Consider the following 17,843-nt stretch of genomic DNA (forward strand, 5'->3'; position numbering starts at 1 on the left):
TTGAAGTGTAGCTTGGCAAATTATCTGGCACTTCCGTGCTAATTATTTGGCACACAAGGCTGTAGCTTTGATCGCTATTTGGCGTAATGTTTGAGCGTTATATGACGCTTCTGCTGGGCTCGACTAACAACATTCGGCAGGACGAACACTCGTTAGCGACAGGCCAGAGATGCTATATGCGCAGCTAAGTGTTTGACTCTTCATGCCATCTGCAGTCTCATGGCTTAACATCTCCCAGGCAACTGTCACAACGAATCTCCGAAAACTACGCCAAATAGCTCTGAAAAACTACGCCAAATAATTCTGAAAGTGACACGCTTCGGCTTCATGGAATCCGTTTCGCCTAGGCTTTTGGGGGTAACCCAGCAACGCTGACAACCGAGACCTGTGCTGTGGACTAGCTCATGAAAAAGTGTGCTGTAGTAGTGCGGAGCATCGACAAAGCGATTCCGGGCGGGCATGTGTACAGAGTCCGTGCGCGGGACGTAGTAAGCGCGCATCTCCGATTTACTCGTCAGATGAAGAGTGGGCCGATTCTCCCAGCCGGCAACTAGAGCTTCGCAGGCCTCGTCCTGCTCAACCGCATTCGGTGTCGTCGTCGGCTTCTCGATCTGCGGAACGGTCAAGCCGTCGCATTGCTCGACGTTGAAAACGGTGTGATAGGTCAACACAAACGGCGGTCGGCGGTCCTCATCCTCGGCGGTGTTTTCGTCCTTTGTTTTGCGGCTGTGGAGTTGCTTATAGAAAACGATCTGTGTACCCTTCTCACCTTTGCGAACTGTGCCGTTTAGCTCCTTCGCCTGATTGAACGTTATCCAGAAGGGCGAGCTGTAGCTGCTCGACCAAAGAAGCATGATGTTGATACCTCTGTATGGCCTTCCGGTTCTGAAATTGCGCGGGAATGGGCCTCCGGTGAAGTGCGGAGACTTCCACGGTTTCTCCCACGGAATGACGCCAGCTTTGAGACTGGCAATAATGCGGTCGGTCACAGTCTGATAGAGGTTGAATTTCGGCGCTGTCTTCTTCGTGGCTTTGCTGCTCATGGGTGGGCTCCTCAGCTTTCGCTTTTGAATGGTTCGGCTGTGGCTGTTCTCACAGACACGCCTTGGCCCTGGCCCAAGCCAGCGGGGGGTAGCAAGTGCAAGGGGAGCGGGTATCTCCCACCCTTGAAGTGGAGCTGCAGGCGGAACGGAAAGGGCGAAGCGAAGCGGAGGTCTGCACGGAACGAAGCTCGAGGATCTTCACCCGCGAGCGAAGTGGAGGAAGATTGGGGAAACCCCTTGCACGCGTGAGCGGGGCAGAGCCCCTTAGCAGCTTTGGCTGTTGCTGTTGCTTTGCCTGCTATATATCTGAAGTGAGGTGCGGATGAGAGAGATAAAGGTCTATTTGGCTGGAGGATTTCATTCGGGATGGCAGGACCTGGTCAAAGCACGAACTTCCAACCTCAGCTTCTTTGACCCGAGAGAGCACAAGATTGATGCTGCGGATCTGTACACCGCTTGGGATCTGAACGCCATTCGTGAAAGCGATTGGGTGTTTGCCTATTTGGAAAAGAGCAATCCCGGTGGCTACGCACTCGCTCTCGAAATAGGGTTCGGGAAAGCCTTGGAAAAGAGAATCCTGTTGATTGATGAGAGGTCCATAGATAGCGATATGGAGGCTAGACGGTTGGCAATGCTGCACATCTGTGCTGATGCGTGCTTCCATACTCTGGAGGCGGGAATTGCCTTCCTTCGAGAAGAAACACGAACGATGGATTCTCTCCCTAAGGATTCGGGTTCATAAGCCGTTAGCCCCGTACTTGCGAAGCGCTCGCATCAGAGGTTCGAATTAGAGAGTGCCCCACGATGTCTACATGGCTTTCCTTGAGAAGTGCTTCCCATCCTTTGCGGGTGCCGATGTCTGAACGCGATAGCAGCCCCAATTCCTCTTCTTGGGCCGAAAGCTGAGCAAATTCCGCATAGCGAGGATGGAGTGGATCGAGAAAGGATTCTTTCCGGTGAAGTATGGGGGGGGTTCTGAGTTGCTGAAATTCTTGATCCCGTAGGAGGCGGTGGGGAGGTAAACACGCACGCTGTAAGCGAGCTCTGGGTGAGCGATATCTTCGAAGTCTGGATATCGGAGGAAGGAAAGCTTCTTACCATCCAGGCTGATCTTGATGAGATCGTATTCTACGTCTCCGACGATCTGCCGGGCGGTGAGGATCATAAGCCGCAAAAGGGGCGGGAGCTGTGCTTCCGCCGTTTTATGGATGTAGAGCGAATCGGGCAGCTTCTTCCCTACGATTGCCTGTTTGCATTGTTGCTGAATGATTCCGGGTTTCCCAAGTTCGAACAGAAAGTCGGTGCCGGCTTGGATTGAAGTTTTGTAGCTGGGCCACAGCATTTTTATGTCAGCTTGGATCTCATCGGGGAGCATACGGATAGGCGGCGGGGTCAACCCTTGGAGCCGCAGCATAGCTATATAGGTTAGGAAGTTCACCCGCTTCTCTTCACGAGCGGAGGCGAGCGCGTCCGCGTTCAGTAGCGTAGAAGCAATTCTCTCTACTCGCTGCGCTGAACCATACCGTTCGATCAGACGCGTCAGCGGCTTGAATTCTACCCCTAGCGGCGGCCGCCCGAGCGTTCTAGTCAGCGCAAGATATCGTTGCGCAGTGCGATCTTTGGAGAATTCGATTCGTACTGTCTCTCGAAAGCTGATGGGACGATAGAGCGACAATTGAGCCAGATAGTCGGACTCAGTTTGCGAATCTTTGAAAATATAGGCTATTCCAAGACTGGCCATGTGGGGCTGGTGACCCAAAACGGCCCGCAAGTAGTCTTTGAACTCCTGTTGCGTATATAGCTTCTGGAAAGAACCTACCTTGGTGAGAACCCCGTCAGCGAATTCGGGGGCATCTCCCAAACTTTGATCCACGCGGACAGCCACAACGAGTAACGACGATAGAAACTAGAAGCCATCAATATGTACGCAGTCATGGGAATCACAAGGAATGTAGGCGGTGCCGTTGCGCGCACGCTTCTTGCAAAGGGCGAGAAGGTTCGAGGAATCGTAAGGGGAAAGCGGCAGAGTGGCAGAAGAAAGGTGCGGAGTTCTTCAAAGCCGAGTATAACGACGTGGATGCGCTTACGGCAGCGTTCACCGGCGTCGCTGGCGTCTTCGTAATGGTTCCTGCAAACTTCGCGCCGGCACCGGCTTTGCCGAGACCAAGGTGACGTTGAAGGTCCTGCATGAGGCACTATCAAGAGCTCTGCCGTCGAAGGTGGTTTATCTGTCATCCATAGGAGCGGAACAGGCCAGCGGATTGGGTTTTGACCACGAGTTCTCATCTCCTCGAAGAGACGCTGGGCGATCTTCCGTTCTCCTATGCGTTTCTTCGCGCCGGCTGGTTCTTTGAGAACTCGGCCGGTGATTTAGCGAGCGCGGAATGAAGACAAGATCAAGTTTCAGCTCCATCCGCTTGACCGGAAGTTTCCTCTGGTTGCGACCGCGGACATCGGCAAGGTGGGTGCAGAGACGCTCACTCAGGGCTGGACCGGAATCCGCCATATCGAAGTTGCGGGCCCGGAGGGTTACAGTCCCGTCGACATAGCAGATGCCTTCGCTGAGGCTGTTGGGCGCCCTGTCGAGGCGATCGCCGTTCCCAGGGCGGAATGGGAGACGCTATAGGTTTCACAGGGGATGCCGGAGGGACGGACGGCGCATCGAAGCGTTCAGAGCCATTTTCGATCTTTGGTATGGCGAGGTTCGAATTGGCGAGTTTTCCCTCGAACACAATTTGAGTCATTCGCATCTGTTAAGCACGGGACAAATGAGATCCGTCCCGTGCTTAGATTGATGAGTGCGCTTGCCCGATTAGTTGACAGTAAGAGCGATTGGGATGCTGTGTGCAATATTTCCTGACGCAGCATTGATCATGATGTTTGTAGTCACGGGTGCAGCCGGTGGTGCAACGCTCTGATCTTTACTGGATGTGGAATCACACCCGATCACTGCAGTTGACAAGAATGCTAAGACGAGCGCCAGGCTCAGGCCCCGCAGGATTGTGGATCGCTGCCGAACTTCAAAGAAAGCAAACATGCCGAGAGGGCAGATGAACGCAAAAGTCAATCCGGTTGGCGGATGAACAGAGCGTGCAGATGCACTCGCTGCGGTAGACGCTGCGGAAATGGATACTGTGACATTGGTCGTTGAGGAACCGGCAAGATTTACCGTTGCTGGAGCTAACGTGCAACTGTCGCCGCTTGGAAGTCCGGAGCAGGAAAACGACGCAGGAGTGTTAAAGTCGTTTTGTGGGGTAAGTGAGATGCTCAACGTGCCGGCTTGTCCATTTTTTACTGTCAAAGACGAGACATTAGACTTCAGAGCAAAGTCTGGGTTGCCCACGGGTGGGCTGGCAACGCCGATTGATCCAAACAGACCACCTTTGGTTCCGTTGATGCCAGCCGAGAAGAATAACGTATTAGGATCGCCGACATTCTTCGCTCCAAATACGATCTCCCACAAGCCACTATTTACAATGACATTGCCCTTCGCATCCTGCAGTGATCCTTTTGAAGCGAAGCTGTTTGGATCAAATGCATTGATCACGCCATCGCCAAAGTTGGCGACGAGAAGATCGCCACTAAAGCTGCCAAATCCCGATGGCGCGATCGCAACACCCCACGGAGCATTCAAATTTCCGGCACTGATCGCTCGTTTAACGAGATTGCCATTCGCGTCAAAAATGTCGACAAAGCCCAGCCCAGCCCCCAGAACACGTTTGCCTGTGGCGGGATCGACCTGCGTATACGCTACATACACATTGCCCTGAAGAACGTGCACGGAGAAGGGCGAAAAACCCGCCGGTAAGGAAGGATCGGAGAAACTGCCAGCAAGATGGGTCGGCGAGAAATTCTTATCGAACACATCAATGCTGCCACCAGGAATCTGATTAGCAGCAAGCAAAAATGTACCCGTCGTGTTGGTGTCGATGGCGATGCCGGTGTACACCGCCTTTGTGGCAGAGTTATTCACCACGGTAATAGCCTGGGTTGTCGTGGAATTCCAGGCCGCAATAGTGCCATCAAGTGTGCCAAAGATAAACTGCGCGGCAGCGCTATTAGGAATCTGGAACACGGTAGTATCTGCATTGAAGACCACTCCTGTCGGCATACCATGCGCCGCGGTTGCACTGGCGGCAGGAACAGTCACAGTGAACTGTGGATTCCCTTGAGCGTCGTCCACTAGGGAGAGACCACTGCCCGGCGAATCGATCCAGAATGCCTTGCCGATAGCGATACCCCAGGGGTTGATAAGATTTGGGTCGGTCTTACTTGCATCCACGGAGCCATCCGAGACAATGTTCGTTTGTGTGTATGAACTTGTTTGTGCGGTGGAGACTAGAGGAGAGAATGCAGTAATCGCAGCAAGCAATAGGCTTCCTGCGATGTTTGCATATGACTTCTCTTTTGATGAGGGCGGCATGGGTTGATTCTGCTGACTTTCACTATAGTTTGAATTCTGCAAGGCACTGCGGTACGTCATAGACGCTCCTGAAAATTGCTTGTGAAGGAATTTGGGAATACCTTGGCAGATCGGCAAAGGTATTCCCGTCTCAATAACACGGTGGTACGTAATTTATTCCGATTGATAAAGTAGAAAGGAACACCTGGGACCGTCTGGGTATATAGCTTCTAGCTTCGACTGTCACACTCACCTCACAATGCAAGAATTGCGATTCAGTTATCAGGCTTCAAATCACTCAGGGCGCATCCGCCCTCAGGTTGCCGCTCGGCAGGGCGATACCTTGAAGAGGTGATGGTCTTGGTGATTCGGAGGTAGCGCGCGAGGTCGATGCTTATCAATGAGCAATTTCGTGGGAGACTACGGTAGACCCGTTAATGGCGTCGGACACCACAACCAATGTGTTACCAGCCTTGTGGCCACCTTCTGTAGCTGCAAACAGCAGCTGAGAGCCAGCCGCAAGTTTTAAATCAAGCGAATCACCTTTCTCAAGACCGATCAGACGGTCATCCGCTCGCAAATGAAGAGTTTGTATGCCATCGTTACGGATAGAGAAGTGGATCATTTTGTATTTTTGTTCCGTGGATTGTTGGATTGGGGAAGTTATCTTGCTCTGAGCGTAACCGCGAGTCAGGAAGAAGAAGATCGATAATGCAATTACAGAACTAAGAAGACGTAAAGCTTTCATTTGTTGTCAGCCTCTTTGTTTGGACACTTCTATCAACCAAAACACCAATTGAGCGTCCTTATTCCATATCTATAGAGAGAGGTAATGGGTGAAGCCCAGGAACGTGAAGTTCTCTGTTTTCCTTTCTCCACACAGCTTCCGGTCGCGAGCGGCGAACCGCCCGAACTCGATCAGCCTAAGTCTCGTCCGGATGTAATTCCAAGCCGAACTTCGCCAGCCGTTCCCGGAACTCTTTCAGGAAGCGCTCGGCATCCGTCCGATGCTGAAAGCCCACGACAAGATCGTCAGTGTAGCGAAGACGACTACATCGCCACTCGCCACTTTCCTGCGCCAGACATCAGTCCATAGATCGAAGACGTAGTGCAGGTACACGTTGGCGATTATCAGGCGGATGGGCCGCAAGACCCCCTCGGCCAACCAACGACATGCGGACGGGATCAGCAGACTGGGGTGGCCTTGCACTACTAGTTGGTTACTGTGGAGGTAAATCCCTTGGGCTCGCCCCTTTAGTTGCTCGCAGGATACCCTCTCGGAGGGTAGTCGGGGCGGAATAAAGAGGCCGCGATCGATGTAGGAGGTGGGATAATTCCTCTTCCGCCTCGACCACTTGCCTGCAGGCTTCACATATTTCTAGGTGGGCGCGAAATTCGATGGCCCGTGAAATACATAGCGACTTGTCGAGATAAAGCAGAATATTCTCGCGACAATCACCGCAGTCCTTCATTTCGTACTTTCCCCACAGAGGCTTCGGACCTCGTGCACGTAAGGAGTATGCGAAGCTTCGAACGTGCTCTTGCCAGCCGCGACATGACTGTCCCGACCGGACAGTCCAAGACGCCAGCAATTTCATCATACGATAATTCTTCAAATTCCCGCAGCAAAATGATCTCGCGAAATTTCACGGACAGCGCTTGGATCGCCGCCTGTATTTGCTCTTTCTCCATCTTGCTCACAAGGGCATGGTAGGAGTCTTTCGAGGGCTCCGCAATGTCTCTAACCGAACCATCTCCCTCGTCGGTCCACGCGATCACGGGAGCAGTTCGCCGTTTTCTGAGACGGTTGAGCCATGCGTTGCGCAAAATCGTAAAAAACCAGCCCTTTACGTTACTTTCCGATCGAAGCCGGTTCATCGCCGGAATCGCGCGGACGTAAGTCTCCTGTACCAGGTCCTCAGCTTCCGCATGGTTGTGAGTCAGGACCATCGCGTAACTGTACAAACCATCTAAATATTCGAGGCCTATCGCAGCTGAGACATGGGGTTCATAAGGCATAAATCTGCGTTTCCTATGCAAATGCAACTAACGTTGCACCGCTGATGATGAGGCGTACGTACTGCAGTTGCCGAGTTCCCAGTTATGGCTTTTTACAGGTAAATAAACTCTTCTCGAGAATTGCTTGAGAGCGATCTAGAGTTACACATCTGTTCGCTCGGAAAATCAGCGAATTCGACAACAACTTCGAATGAGACTGCAGCTGTTTTGGACCATTGTCACCGGCTTACAACCTTTTATTGAACTCATAACCCCAAACTCTTCTACAAGCAGATCGCGATCATTCGGATGAACACATTCAGAAAGCCAAATCGAACCATCCTGACTGTAGAGCTCTCTGAGGAAACTCCATATTCATTGCGCTTTCTCCTTGCACTTTAGACTCCGCAGAAAGACCGGAAGATCGATCATCTAAATTGCTACAAATTTTTATCAGGAAGTTCGCCAAGTACGGTTGGAGTTGAGCCGATACGCTTATCTCGCGGCGTTTCTAACGGCATACTGCAGGCCTGCCATTCTTGAACGCCGCCGTTCAGAATACCGATATCACCGACGTGGTCCCGCAACAACATACTCGCCGCGATCGTCGCGCGATATTCCTCTTGGCAGTAAACAAGAATTGGCTGAGAGCGCGTGAGCGACACTGTGTGTCCGCTTACGCTTAATTCAAGCAATGGCATGGAGATTGCGCCAGGCAGGTGTCCTTGCAACCATTCGGCCCAGCTGCGAACATCGATAAGTTGCGGCGAGAGATTTGCGCGTAGAGTGTGGCAGACATCCTCACACCGATATATGGGCATGCTCGTAAGCTCTAACCCATGCTGTTGCCATTGTTGCTTGTTGGCAACGGTATAATCAACCACATTTTCAAGACCAACTCTTGCCAAACGGCTGTGTGCTTCTTGCGCACAATTGGCATTTTCGACAACGAGCAGAATTCTTTCCGAGGATCTGATCAGGATGGCTGCCCAGCTGGCAAGTGATCCCATCAGGCCAATCTGCATGGAGCCGGGAATATGGAACGAGGCGAATTCTTCTGTTGGTCGCGTATCTAAAATAAGAATGCCTCGGCGCTTTTCCTGTCCGAGTTGTGCTGCCGTTAGCTGCTGAAGTTGTGACGATTCTGACAAATGAACCACCCCTCTTCCTAGATATGCGTGCCAGATCGCATATTCCGATCATCGTCATCGTCAAATTTTTACTTGTTTGCCACCGCCTGCTGCGGCACAGTTCCTGACCTCTTGAGAAAAGTTTCAACCTTGTGCCGTTCGTGCTCACTTTCCGGCGTGGCTGCCTCACGTTGGTTCCACGTAGACCACACATCGGCGCTTTTCGAATACCATCTGCGCGACTCGGCTTCAGCCGTAAGTCGTTCTGCCGAAGGAAGTTTGCGGTCCATGGCGATGTGATGCTGTACGGCCCCGTCGCTTTCAAAGCAGAAGCCCAGATCACGCAGAACCAGTAAACTGGGCGATGTTACATTGAACTTATCCAGAAAAGGCAACGCTGCATTCGCATATTGCCGCGCCTTTGTGAGACCTTTCACGGCAAGTTCTGCATCACTCAGCTTGCAATACGACCTCATAAGGTGAAGAAGTCCATGTGGACTTGTTTCTGCCAATTCCTGTCTGACCAGATTTGCTTCCTGCAGGAGGCGTAACCGTTCCGGGCCGTCCTCTTCCTTGACAAGTACCTCGGCCAGTGCCTCATTCTGTATTGCAAGCCAGTGTCGTGCCCCAGACCCGTAGAGCGGAGACAATTGCTTCGTGAGACCAATCGATTTCCGATACCAGATGCTCGCGATATGGGGATTGCTTTGGCGGAAGGCATCGCCCATCGACGTATACGCACGAGCTAGATCGAACTGTGCCTGGGCATTTTTGCTGTCAACTCCAACGAGCATCTGGGCGATCGCGAGAGCTTTCCGGGCGTAGACTTGCGCCTGCGACGAATCACTTACATTCAGAGCATCTCTTCCTGCTAGGGGGAGAATGAGGTCCTCGTATGCAAGAAAGAGCGCTCGCCGGGCCGGTAGAGAGGCGGGAAATCTTTGAACCAGCGCCTCGGCGAGAGCAACCCCCTTTCGATTGTTCTCGAGGGCTTCCGATTGTTTGCCAAGCTCATTGAGTGTGCTTCCCTTACCAAGGTAGAACCCGATTAGCATTCGATCATGATCTTCAACGCCAATTGGACTATTTCCAAAGACCTGGAATGCCATAGAGTAGTTCTCAAGTGCTTTATCTGGGTTAAGGCCGCCTAGACTCACATCGCCGATTCCGGCATAACTCGTCGCCAGCAGGCGTTTACGAATCGGCTCGTCAGGCTTCTGCCGCCAGAAATTCCGTGCCCAGGTAAGCGCCTGCTGATAATTGTCGTTTGATTCATGCAGGTTCCCGAGAAATAACTCGATACCACCCAGCCGTTGATAGGTTTCAATTACAGCTTGAGTACTCTCGTCTCCGGGCATGTGGGCGTGTGCTTCGATGGCCGTCCGCGAAGCTTCACGATAGGTAGTGACAGCCGTATCAGAGTTACCTAGATTAGCGACCAGAGGCGAGCCTTCCAAGTCGCCGACACGCACATAGGCTTTCGACAATTCAAGCAATAGTCGAGGATCGTTCCCGATGGTCTGACGCAATTCGCCAAGATAGCTGAGAGCGCTCCGAAAAAGCGCTGCCTGCGTCTCGGTGGAGGCCGACGAGTGCTGAAGCTTATCTGCCATGTCCGAAATCGCTGAATCGGCAAGCGTTCGAACTTCTTTCACCCGGCGATCGTCGGAGCGGGATTGTTTCAAGTAGAGAAGAAGGAGGCAACTAAGAGCTATAGCGATTGTGCATGCTGTAAGTGCAGCTACCCTATGCCGCTGCACAAATTTGCTCAACACGTAGGTTGGGGTTATTGTTCTGGCTGAGATTGGCTTTCCAGTCAGATACCGAAGCAGGTCCTCATCAAGGTGCTGGACCGAAAGATAGCGTTGGGACGGATCGAGATCCGTTGCCTTCAGAACGATCCTGTCCAGGTCTCCTGACAGCTCCTTTCTCGCCGAGCTCGACATCCCTGGAGCTGAGCTTGGTTTCTTGCCATTCTGTTCAGAAACGACTCGATCCGCTGCGACAGCCGAAAGATTGCTCAGCGTGTAGGGACGTGAACCGGTCAGTAGCTCAAATAGCAATACTCCGAGAGAATAAATATCGGTTGCTGTTGTGAGATGCTTCCCCTGTATCTGCTCCGGACTTGCGTAGTCGGGAGTCATCCTTCTTAAGCTGGTTGCCGTTGGGGAGCTATCACTCAGAACTAACTCTGGCGCCAGGGGCGTTGAAATTCCAAAGTCAATGAGCTTGACCATCCCGTCTGGTGTCACCATCACGTTGCTCGGTTTTATGTCACGATGGATGATCAGCTTTTGATGCGCGTAATGAACTGCGGAACATACTGACCGAAACAGCTCAATGCGCTGCCGGATGGACAAGCCGCGACTTTTACTTGCAAGAGTGATTGGCTGACCTTCCACATACTCCATCACAATGAATGGACGGCCATCCTGGGTCTCGCCCCCGTCAAGAATAGTACCGATGCATGGATGGTTCAGAGTCGCTAGAATCTGACGCTCCCTGCGAAACCGGTGAACCAGCTCTGGCGAGTCGTTCGCCTTGCGAATCATCTTGATGGCTACTACCTGGAAATAGTGATCGTCCGATCGGACGGCCAGGTAGACAATTCCCATCCCTCCGCTGTCTAACTCGCGTACCAAATGATAGGGGCCTAGCTGTAAACCAGTCTCCGAAAGATCCGACATCTGCCCTGCGTTTTTGAGATCGTCTGCTATAAGAGAGCGGAGCACCCTCTCGGCGTCATCGTCGTTTTCAAGAAGCGACTCTATCTCGGAAAGCAGCTCCTTATCGTTCTCGCAAGCCATCTCCACGTATTGCTTCCGCTCGGCCGGTGGGCGCTCGAGCGCGCTCTGAAAGATCTCTTCGATCAGACTCCAACGATCACTTTTCATCTTGGCTCTTGCCCGGACTGCGCGACATTTCACGGCGCATCCACGCTTGTCCAAGACGGAGGTCGCGACCGACAGTTGCTACTGAAATCTCCAAAACTAGACCAATCTCTTCCGTACTCATGCCGCCAAAAAACTTGAGCTCAATCGCTCGGCTCTTCCTTTCATCGATTTCTGCCAATCTTCGGAGTGCGTCATCGAGCACAACGACGTCCGGTGCGCGCTGATCGGCGATATCCATTCCCGTTTGCAAGGTAACCCTTACACCGCCTCCTCGCTTCTGTGCAAGACGTTTTCTGGCATGCTCGATTAGCACACGTCTCATGGTGTTAGCGGCGATTGCATAAAAGTGCGCACGGTTTTCGGCATGCAATTTTGTCTGATCGGCCAGCCGGAGATAGGCTTCGTGAACCAAGGCGGTCGGTTCAAGAGTGTGCTCTCCATATTCGCGTCTTAGTCGTGCTCTGGCCAAGCGAAGCAAATCGTCATAAATAATCGGGGTGAGTTGTTCTAGGGCCGAATGGTCCCCCTGACTCCAGCGAAGGAGGAGGCTCGTTACAGCGTTCGGACCTTCAAGCATCGGATTGACGGGATCGCCATTTGACATCCGAAAATATCGCTTTCTCCCCTGACATCATTTTACCGAAGATAAATTGACGGTAAGAGCCCTTCGGCTCTCTGCTCCCAGAATTGTTCGTAAGGAAACAAACAACTTTGGCGATCGACCGACATGCCTCCACAAATCATCGCGTCCGCATCGCCGCGCTGGATAATGCGGAAGGCTTCTCCTATCCCGTGCGCCCCCGTCGTACACGCGGTTGCGCAGGTTAGATTCGGTCCCTTTGCGCCATAACGGATAGAAACCTGGCCGCCGGCCGCAAGGTTGACGATGGAGGCCGTGATGAAGAAGGGGGAGACCCGCGAAGGCCCTTGCGTCATCAGCTTGGTGTGCTCTCTCTCGATGACTTCAAAAGCGCCGATGCCGCTGCCAATACAGACCCCTACGTGCCCGGCATTCTTCTCCGTAATCCGGAGCCTCGCTTCCTCCATCGCGAATTGAGCGGCAGCCATCGCCAGATGAATGAAACGGCCTGTTTTCTTGGCATCCTTGCGCTCGACAAACTCTTCGGGAGAGAAGTCCTTGACCTCGCCCGCGAATCGACAACTGAAGTCGTCCGTAGGAAACAGTGTGATAGGAGCGATACCGGAGACCCCATTTTGAATCGCAAGCCACGTCTGTTCTGTCCCAATCCCCACTGGGCTAACCAGCCCAATGCCGGTAACAACAACGGAGCGGAGCGTCTTTACCATTTCTATTCTAGCCATTCATCCTCTACCTTGAGTAGATCAGCCGCGTCCAACCGGTCCATGAGAGCACTTTTTTTGCAGGGGGCGAGCGTCTGTTGGTTCTTTGTGACAATCTTCCTTAGTGACCGCCTGCCGGGGCTCCTCCGGCCTTGAATTTACGGATGAGGAATGCAAGAGGAAACATGCATACCGTAACCCATCCTATGACGCGGAAGCAGTCCATGAAGGCGAGAAACAAACTCTGGCGGAGGAGCTGCTGATAGACGACGCCGAGTGCAGCCGGACACCCGCATCCGCACTCGTAAATCCATGTTGCATCAGGTAACCAATGATCGTATTGGTGCTTTGCTGAAGGCCCTGAGAGCTGCTTCCGAGGTGAGACCCAAGGACCATCTGATGGAAGTTCGCCCCGTCTCTCTGCCGCAGTCGTGATGAAGGCAATTCCAAAGCTCCCGCGCCAATTGCGGAAGAGATTCGTCAAGCTTGATGCCTTGTTGTTCTGGTCAGGACGCAATTGCGAATAGGCAACAACGTTCACCGGGACGAGAAAGAAGCCATACCCCAGACCTTGCAAGGCTCGCTCCCAGAGATAATGCCCCCCCATTGGTATCAAGGTTCATGTCGCTGTAGACAAACATGGCCAATGCAATGAACGACAGGCTCACATAAAGAAGCGTCTTTGCTGAAACGAGATGTCGCTGGAGCAGTTGTGCAGAGATAGGCGCAAGGATTGTGATCACCAAGGCCCCCGGTCCAAGCACAAGCCCTGCGTCGATGGCCCGATATCCATAGAGCGCGTGCAACATCTGGGGAATAAGCGTGGTAGTTCCGAAGAGTCCTATGCCGAATACGAAGAAGAGCACGCTGGCGATTGCGAAGTTGCGCCGAACAGGGCTACGAGGCGCTCGTCAACAACTACATTCCCAATGAGCTCGCCGCACCCCTCCCTGGCAATCCACTCGATCCCAACTCGTTGCGCTTCCAGCAGCTCAAATCCGAGGCCGCGCACCTCATCTACCGCGACCTCATCAAGAACGAGTCAGACTCCACATGGCGGACCGGCAGTGGCCTGCGCCACCTACTCGGCTATGGAGGGCAATTCTGACGAATCGTCCGAACCGCCAAAAACTCAAGAGAGACGCGCATTCCGCGCGCCTCCCTTTTCTTTCTGTTCAACATCGACGCCTTTTGTACCCAGACTCCGGATGCTCGCAAATTCACGAAGCCTAATGACGTCTTTGGAGTCCCGAGTCCGTGGTCCGCGAGCCGGAAGTTGCAGGACTTCTTCTCATTTGTTGTAAATCATTTTAGTGAGCAAGGGAGTGTGTCGCGAGAGCATGCAAAGTTGTGGGGTGCTCAAGCTGAGGCAGGTAACGGAGACAGATGCTTGATGGGCCGAAATCCTTGGTGCCAGTGACGAAATGCATCTTCCAAGGTGCCGTTCAGTACATGAATGCGAACCTCGAGGAAGCTCTGAACGGTGCGGCGATTCCATCGTATCTGCTGCTTCTTCACCATTCGCTTGGCAACGATCTCGTTGACTGCAGACTCTACGAAGCCGGTTGAAATTCGCTGTCCGGCTCGGTAGCGCTTACCGTAGTTAGGCATGGAATCGGCGTTCAATTCCAAGTAGCGGATCATATCCAACAGCGCGTGCTGCAACTTCTTCAACGCTGATATGTGGTCGAAACACCGAGCTGCTGCCCACTGCCTAAGATGCACCAAGCCGATCAGTCCCTGTTGGAAATAACCATTCCAAAACTGCCACTTCGCGCGATTGAGCTCGGCCAATGCGTGGCTGCGAATCCCATGATCCGCTACTGCGTTCACACCTTTCGCGAACTGCTGCAGGTTCGTAAACTTCATAGCAATGTGGAACCAATCCAGCACATGCTCTGCGTGTGGCGCAACCTGCCGGTGAATGGCTCGTAACCCAGCATCGCCATCGGTCAGAACCGTCATCGATGTGCTTTCACTGGCTCCGCACTTCCGCAGTGCGAGGCCGACTGCATTCATGGCCCCGGCACCTCCGTTGCGTACGAAGGCAAAGCGTGTAGCACGCCCTTCGCTAGTCAGCACCTTACCGGCAATGACTTCAAAGTTCCGCTCCGGTCGCTGATGTCGATTTCTCACGTACCCCCCATCCAAACCCACGACCAATCCACCGGGTGCGGTTGTCGAAGAGGCCGAGAAGACCTCTGCCGTCTTTTGAAGCCGTCTGCCTACCTTCATTGTCCGGTTGCGCACCGTGCCGGCCGTTGTCTGCGCAGGCAACGGCAACAACTCGCCGAGAAAGGCGGCAACCTTGCCAAACGGTAGCAACGCAGCCATCTTGGCGGTGAGATACCGCAACTCTGGAGTGATGGGATTCTTATTGGTGAAAAGCGAAGAGAAGGTACGCGCCTGCGCTTCTGAACAGGAACATGCATGCAATCGCCGGATGCGCATGTCAACATTGCCGTATACGGAGCGAAGAGTGGATTGATAATAGCCCTTGGTTCGAAATGCCTTCCCGCATCCGGAGCACAATCGAATGCTGACGCAATGCTCGCGCCCCAATTGGCGAAGATTTGCGTCAACCTACGAGCACCTCCTGCTGGGCAACCAGCGCCTCTACCAACTCCGTTTGCTTTTTTAGCCGAATCGTAAGACGCGAACTCTCGGGCAAGCTTCTGCGCGCGAGCGCGGTATTCCGTCTTCGCGAGGATCTGGTCGACCGCATCGCGTATCTGCTCAGGCTTTGGCGTATCGGTGGCGAGATCGATGCCCGTCCTCATCCAGGTAACACCAGCAGCGACCTCCGGTTTGTCCTCGCTGTTGCTCACTACTACCATGGGCACACCAAGGCTGAGCGTTTGTATCACGGTTCCGTAGCTACCGAAGGCGATCAGCACATCCACATCGGGTAGGATCTGGCCGAAGTTGATTTGCTCGAAATGTCTGCAAGTGGCGTCGTCAAGTGATGAAGCGGGAAACGATTTTGCGCGATCATGGAATGGGGTGGTGGTCTATCATGCAATGGCTACAGTTTAGGAATTAACAACACGCTTGGCTCTACGACCTGCGATCCTCCCAGTCTACCCACTCAACGGGATAGGTCGAGAGTAGGTGGTCACCGCTTCACCGATGGTTGCGAGAAGGTCTGCTCGCCGAAGCGAGTGAAGAGCCAAAGCGCTTCAGTTTGTCCTTGACGGATCCTTTCAGCAAAACACAACTTGATACTGGCGGCGTGTAGGGTATCGTCGAGCTCGCAGAGTGCATCGGCGGCGGTGACATCGACTCTGGTGACCCGGCTCTGCCGCGACCACGACCCAGTGGACCCGGCGTCGGTGAGCTCGCAACGGCATCCAGCACGCGTTCGTGGAATAGATCGGCGTTCGCGAAGAACAGCGGTGCATCCCAACGGAACAACATGCGGCCAGGAATCAAGCGCGGCTCCGGATACCGGGTGATGTCGTGATAGCCCTTAACACGCTCGACACGGCCGAGCACGGCCGCTTCCTCATTGTTCGTTTGCGACGCCCTTGAGGCCCTCGGACGCGAGGCGTCGCAAAAGGCGGCCAGCACTGGCAGCCAAGTCCCCAGGTAGCTCCCCTGAGACGGGCTCGCTAGCTCGCACCACCTGTGTATGGACCACGCGGTCGGTCCCAGTGATCTGAAACTCCACAGCCCCGATGAGTCGCGTCCCCCCCGCGGACTCCAGATCCCAGACTAGGAGTGTCGCGGCTAGCGCGGGAGCGCGGCCGGCATCGACAAGGCGCATGTCCGGACTGGCCGCCACTTCGATGCGCAGTGCCGTGTCCAGATACCTGTCAGGAGCGGACGACCATCGCCAGACAGAGTCCTCGGCTATCTCACCATTCGGTTGCTGATGCAGTATACGGCGGCCGATGTGTCCGCGTGCTTGGGTATCGAGCAGCCGGACAGCAGCGGCATTGGCCGCTTTGCTCACTTGCCTCGCTGGCTCGGGCGGTTGCGGCTCGAGCAGTTGCGGCTCGATCATGCGGGTGGGTGTCGTTTTGGGGCGCCGAAGATGACAGGCGACTGCGCCCAGGCAGACGACAGTGAGAAGGAGACAGCACACTAGTCGGGGCACCTGAATCATCAGCGTGTCACCTTAGTTGGCCGTAGACCATAAACCACCGACTCGGGTTGTTCCTGGAGCAGCCGCGCAAGTTCGCGCATCTCTTCGAGCGAATCCCGGATGGCAGGCATAGAACGTCGGAGATCGTCCGACGCAAGCTTGGAATTCTCCGACGCGTCGCGAGCTGCCTGGTTCACGGCCGGAAAGTCTGCTTCCTTAATCGCAGTGCGAGCCTCTTCAGAGAACTTGACCAAAGCCCCCTGGGTGCCGATTACCCCATCCATCTCGGACCTCATCTGCTCGATCTGCGTAGTTGTCGTTGCAAAAAACTTCCGCGAGTCGGCGCTGAGCGCTGGCAGGTTGCTCTCCTGCACAATGCGCTCTACATTGGTGAAGAATCGGTCACTTCGGTCGAGGCTATCGGGAACCCTGGAAACAATATCCCTGAGAGTTTGCAGGGTCGCTTCCGTGCGATCCAAAATCGCAGGCAGCCGATCCTGCACAGATGCAACCATCGAGGGCATCGACGGCACGTACGGCCGATTCGGTGTGAACCCAAGGTCCATCGATTTGGGGGGATTCTGTGGCACATCGAGCAGCAGGTACGCCTCCCCTGTCACCGGGTTGCCCACGATCCGGGCCCGAAGGCGGGGAAAGGTGCCTCCAATATCGGTAATCTGCCGGATCCCTTTGACATCTAGGCCAACAGTATTGAGGCGATCGAGAAACACCTCGAAGTTGATTTCGACGATGGTCCCGCGTGGGTCCACACGTAAACCTGTGATCTGGCCCATGGGCACGCCCCTGAACAGTACCGGGCTCGAGACATCCAGGCCACTGACGTTCTCGGTTGTGTAGGTGACCATGCCGATCACGTCACGGCTCCTAAGCCGTTGAATGAAGAGCACAGCCGTGGCCAGGACGACAACCACTGAGACAACGATGAAGAAGCCCAGACGCGCATAACTTTTCTCGACGGCCATTCGG

General features: G+C 53.9%; 19 protein-coding genes and 1 pseudogene. 3 read left to right on the forward strand and 17 right to left on the reverse strand.

The window, feature by feature from the left end:
- Positions 1-245 precede the first annotated feature (245 nt).
- Positions 246-1,043, reverse strand: a complete 798-nt coding sequence (locus BDD14_RS02305; protein ID WP_130417399.1) for an ArdC family protein — start codon at positions 1,041-1,043, stop codon at positions 246-248.
- Between the two features lie 322 nt (positions 1,044-1,365).
- On the opposite strand from BDD14_RS02305, the gene BDD14_RS02310 reads away from it, so the two are divergent.
- Positions 1,366-1,785 (forward strand): hypothetical protein, encoded by a 420-nt coding sequence (locus tag BDD14_RS02310; RefSeq protein WP_130417400.1) that lies wholly within the window; start codon positions 1,366-1,368, stop codon positions 1,783-1,785.
- Between the two features lie 66 nt (positions 1,786-1,851).
- Here BDD14_RS02310 and BDD14_RS02315 read toward each other — a convergent pair whose 3' ends face one another.
- The gene (locus BDD14_RS02315) at positions 1,852-2,928 is read right to left on the reverse strand and encodes a DNA phosphorothioation-associated putative methyltransferase (protein ID WP_130417401.1); all 1,077 of its coding nucleotides are present in this window, start codon (positions 2,926-2,928) and stop codon (positions 1,852-1,854) included.
- 576 nt (positions 2,929-3,504) lie between these two features.
- Here BDD14_RS02315 and BDD14_RS32325 point away from each other — a divergent pair.
- Positions 3,505-3,669, forward strand: coding sequence for a hypothetical protein (locus tag BDD14_RS32325; RefSeq protein WP_207231668.1), 165 nt, complete (start codon positions 3,505-3,507; stop codon positions 3,667-3,669).
- Between the two features lie 186 nt (positions 3,670-3,855).
- Here the strand turns inward: BDD14_RS32325 and BDD14_RS02325 are convergent, their stop codons facing one another.
- The 10 genes from BDD14_RS02325 to BDD14_RS02370 form a co-directional block, all read right to left on the reverse strand.
- On the reverse strand, positions 3,856-5,526 hold the full coding sequence (locus BDD14_RS02325; RefSeq protein WP_242617676.1) for a TIGR03118 family protein: 1,671 nt from the start codon (positions 5,524-5,526) through the stop codon (positions 3,856-3,858).
- A 316-nt stretch (positions 5,527-5,842) separates the two neighbouring features.
- Positions 5,843-6,193, reverse strand: coding sequence for a hypothetical protein (locus BDD14_RS02330; protein WP_130417402.1), 351 nt, complete (start codon positions 6,191-6,193; stop codon positions 5,843-5,845).
- A gap of 472 nt (positions 6,194-6,665) precedes the next feature.
- The gene (locus tag BDD14_RS34225; RefSeq protein WP_165419884.1) at positions 6,666-6,917 is read right to left on the reverse strand and encodes an anti-sigma factor family protein; all 252 of its coding nucleotides are present in this window, start codon (positions 6,915-6,917) and stop codon (positions 6,666-6,668) included.
- Positions 6,901-7,464: a sigma-70 family RNA polymerase sigma factor gene (locus BDD14_RS02340; RefSeq protein WP_130417404.1), complete on the reverse strand. Its 564-nt coding sequence runs from the start codon at positions 7,462-7,464 to the stop codon at positions 6,901-6,903. The genes BDD14_RS34225 and BDD14_RS02340 overlap by 17 nt, the downstream gene beginning before the upstream one ends.
- A gap of 419 nt (positions 7,465-7,883) precedes the next feature.
- A complete protein-coding gene (locus tag BDD14_RS02345) occupies positions 7,884-8,603 on the reverse strand; it encodes a rhodanese-like domain-containing protein (RefSeq protein WP_130417405.1) in 720 nt (239 codons plus the stop codon).
- A 59-nt stretch (positions 8,604-8,662) separates the two neighbouring features.
- Positions 8,663-11,467, reverse strand: coding sequence for a serine/threonine protein kinase (locus tag BDD14_RS02350; RefSeq protein ID WP_130417406.1), 2,805 nt, complete (start codon positions 11,465-11,467; stop codon positions 8,663-8,665).
- On the reverse strand, positions 11,457-12,071 hold the full coding sequence (locus tag BDD14_RS02355; protein WP_130417407.1) for an ECF-type sigma factor: 615 nt from the start codon (positions 12,069-12,071) through the stop codon (positions 11,457-11,459). Before BDD14_RS02355 ends, BDD14_RS02350 begins: the two co-directional genes overlap by 11 nt.
- 32 nt (positions 12,072-12,103) lie before the next feature.
- Complete coding sequence (locus tag BDD14_RS02360) at positions 12,104-12,790, reverse strand: beta-ketoacyl synthase N-terminal-like domain-containing protein (protein ID WP_130417408.1); 687 nt, start codon at positions 12,788-12,790, stop codon at positions 12,104-12,106.
- A 100-nt stretch (positions 12,791-12,890) separates the two neighbouring features.
- Positions 12,891-13,346, reverse strand: coding sequence for an MFS transporter (locus BDD14_RS02365; protein WP_130417409.1), 456 nt, complete (start codon positions 13,344-13,346; stop codon positions 12,891-12,893).
- The gene (locus BDD14_RS02370; RefSeq protein ID WP_165419885.1) at positions 13,276-13,635 is read right to left on the reverse strand and encodes an MFS transporter; all 360 of its coding nucleotides are present in this window, start codon (positions 13,633-13,635) and stop codon (positions 13,276-13,278) included. The genes BDD14_RS02365 and BDD14_RS02370 overlap by 71 nt, the downstream gene beginning before the upstream one ends.
- 8 nt (positions 13,636-13,643) lie before the next feature.
- Here BDD14_RS02370 and BDD14_RS02375 point away from each other — a divergent pair, with 8 nt between their 5' ends.
- Positions 13,644-13,877 (forward strand): hypothetical protein, encoded by a 234-nt coding sequence (locus BDD14_RS02375; protein WP_130417410.1) that lies wholly within the window; start codon positions 13,644-13,646, stop codon positions 13,875-13,877.
- Positions 13,878-14,128: 251 nt separating this feature from the next.
- On the opposite strand, the gene BDD14_RS02380 is transcribed toward BDD14_RS02375, so the two are convergent.
- From BDD14_RS02380 to BDD14_RS02400, 5 genes and pseudogenes are all read right to left on the reverse strand, one after another.
- The gene (locus BDD14_RS02380; protein WP_130417411.1) at positions 14,129-15,331 is read right to left on the reverse strand and encodes an ISKra4 family transposase; all 1,203 of its coding nucleotides are present in this window, start codon (positions 15,329-15,331) and stop codon (positions 14,129-14,131) included.
- Between the two features lie 146 nt (positions 15,332-15,477).
- Positions 15,478-15,672: pseudogene (locus BDD14_RS34230) on the reverse strand (glycosyltransferase); the annotation flags it as partial.
- Positions 15,673-15,892: 220 nt separating this feature from the next.
- Positions 15,893-16,264, reverse strand: a complete 372-nt coding sequence (locus BDD14_RS02390; RefSeq protein ID WP_207231670.1) for a hypothetical protein — start codon at positions 16,262-16,264, stop codon at positions 15,893-15,895.
- 10 nt (positions 16,265-16,274) lie between these two features.
- The gene (locus BDD14_RS02395; RefSeq protein WP_130417413.1) at positions 16,275-16,877 is read right to left on the reverse strand and encodes an ABC-type transport auxiliary lipoprotein family protein; all 603 of its coding nucleotides are present in this window, start codon (positions 16,875-16,877) and stop codon (positions 16,275-16,277) included.
- Positions 16,877-17,839, reverse strand: a complete 963-nt coding sequence (locus tag BDD14_RS02400) for an MlaD family protein (protein ID WP_165419886.1) — start codon at positions 17,837-17,839, stop codon at positions 16,877-16,879. The genes BDD14_RS02395 and BDD14_RS02400 overlap by 1 nt, the downstream gene beginning before the upstream one ends.
- Between the last annotated feature and the right edge of the window lie 4 nt (positions 17,840-17,843).

The sequence above is a fragment of the Edaphobacter modestus genome (assembly GCF_004217555.1).
Taxonomy (GTDB): Bacteria; Acidobacteriota; Terriglobia; order Terriglobales; family Acidobacteriaceae; genus Edaphobacter; species Edaphobacter modestus.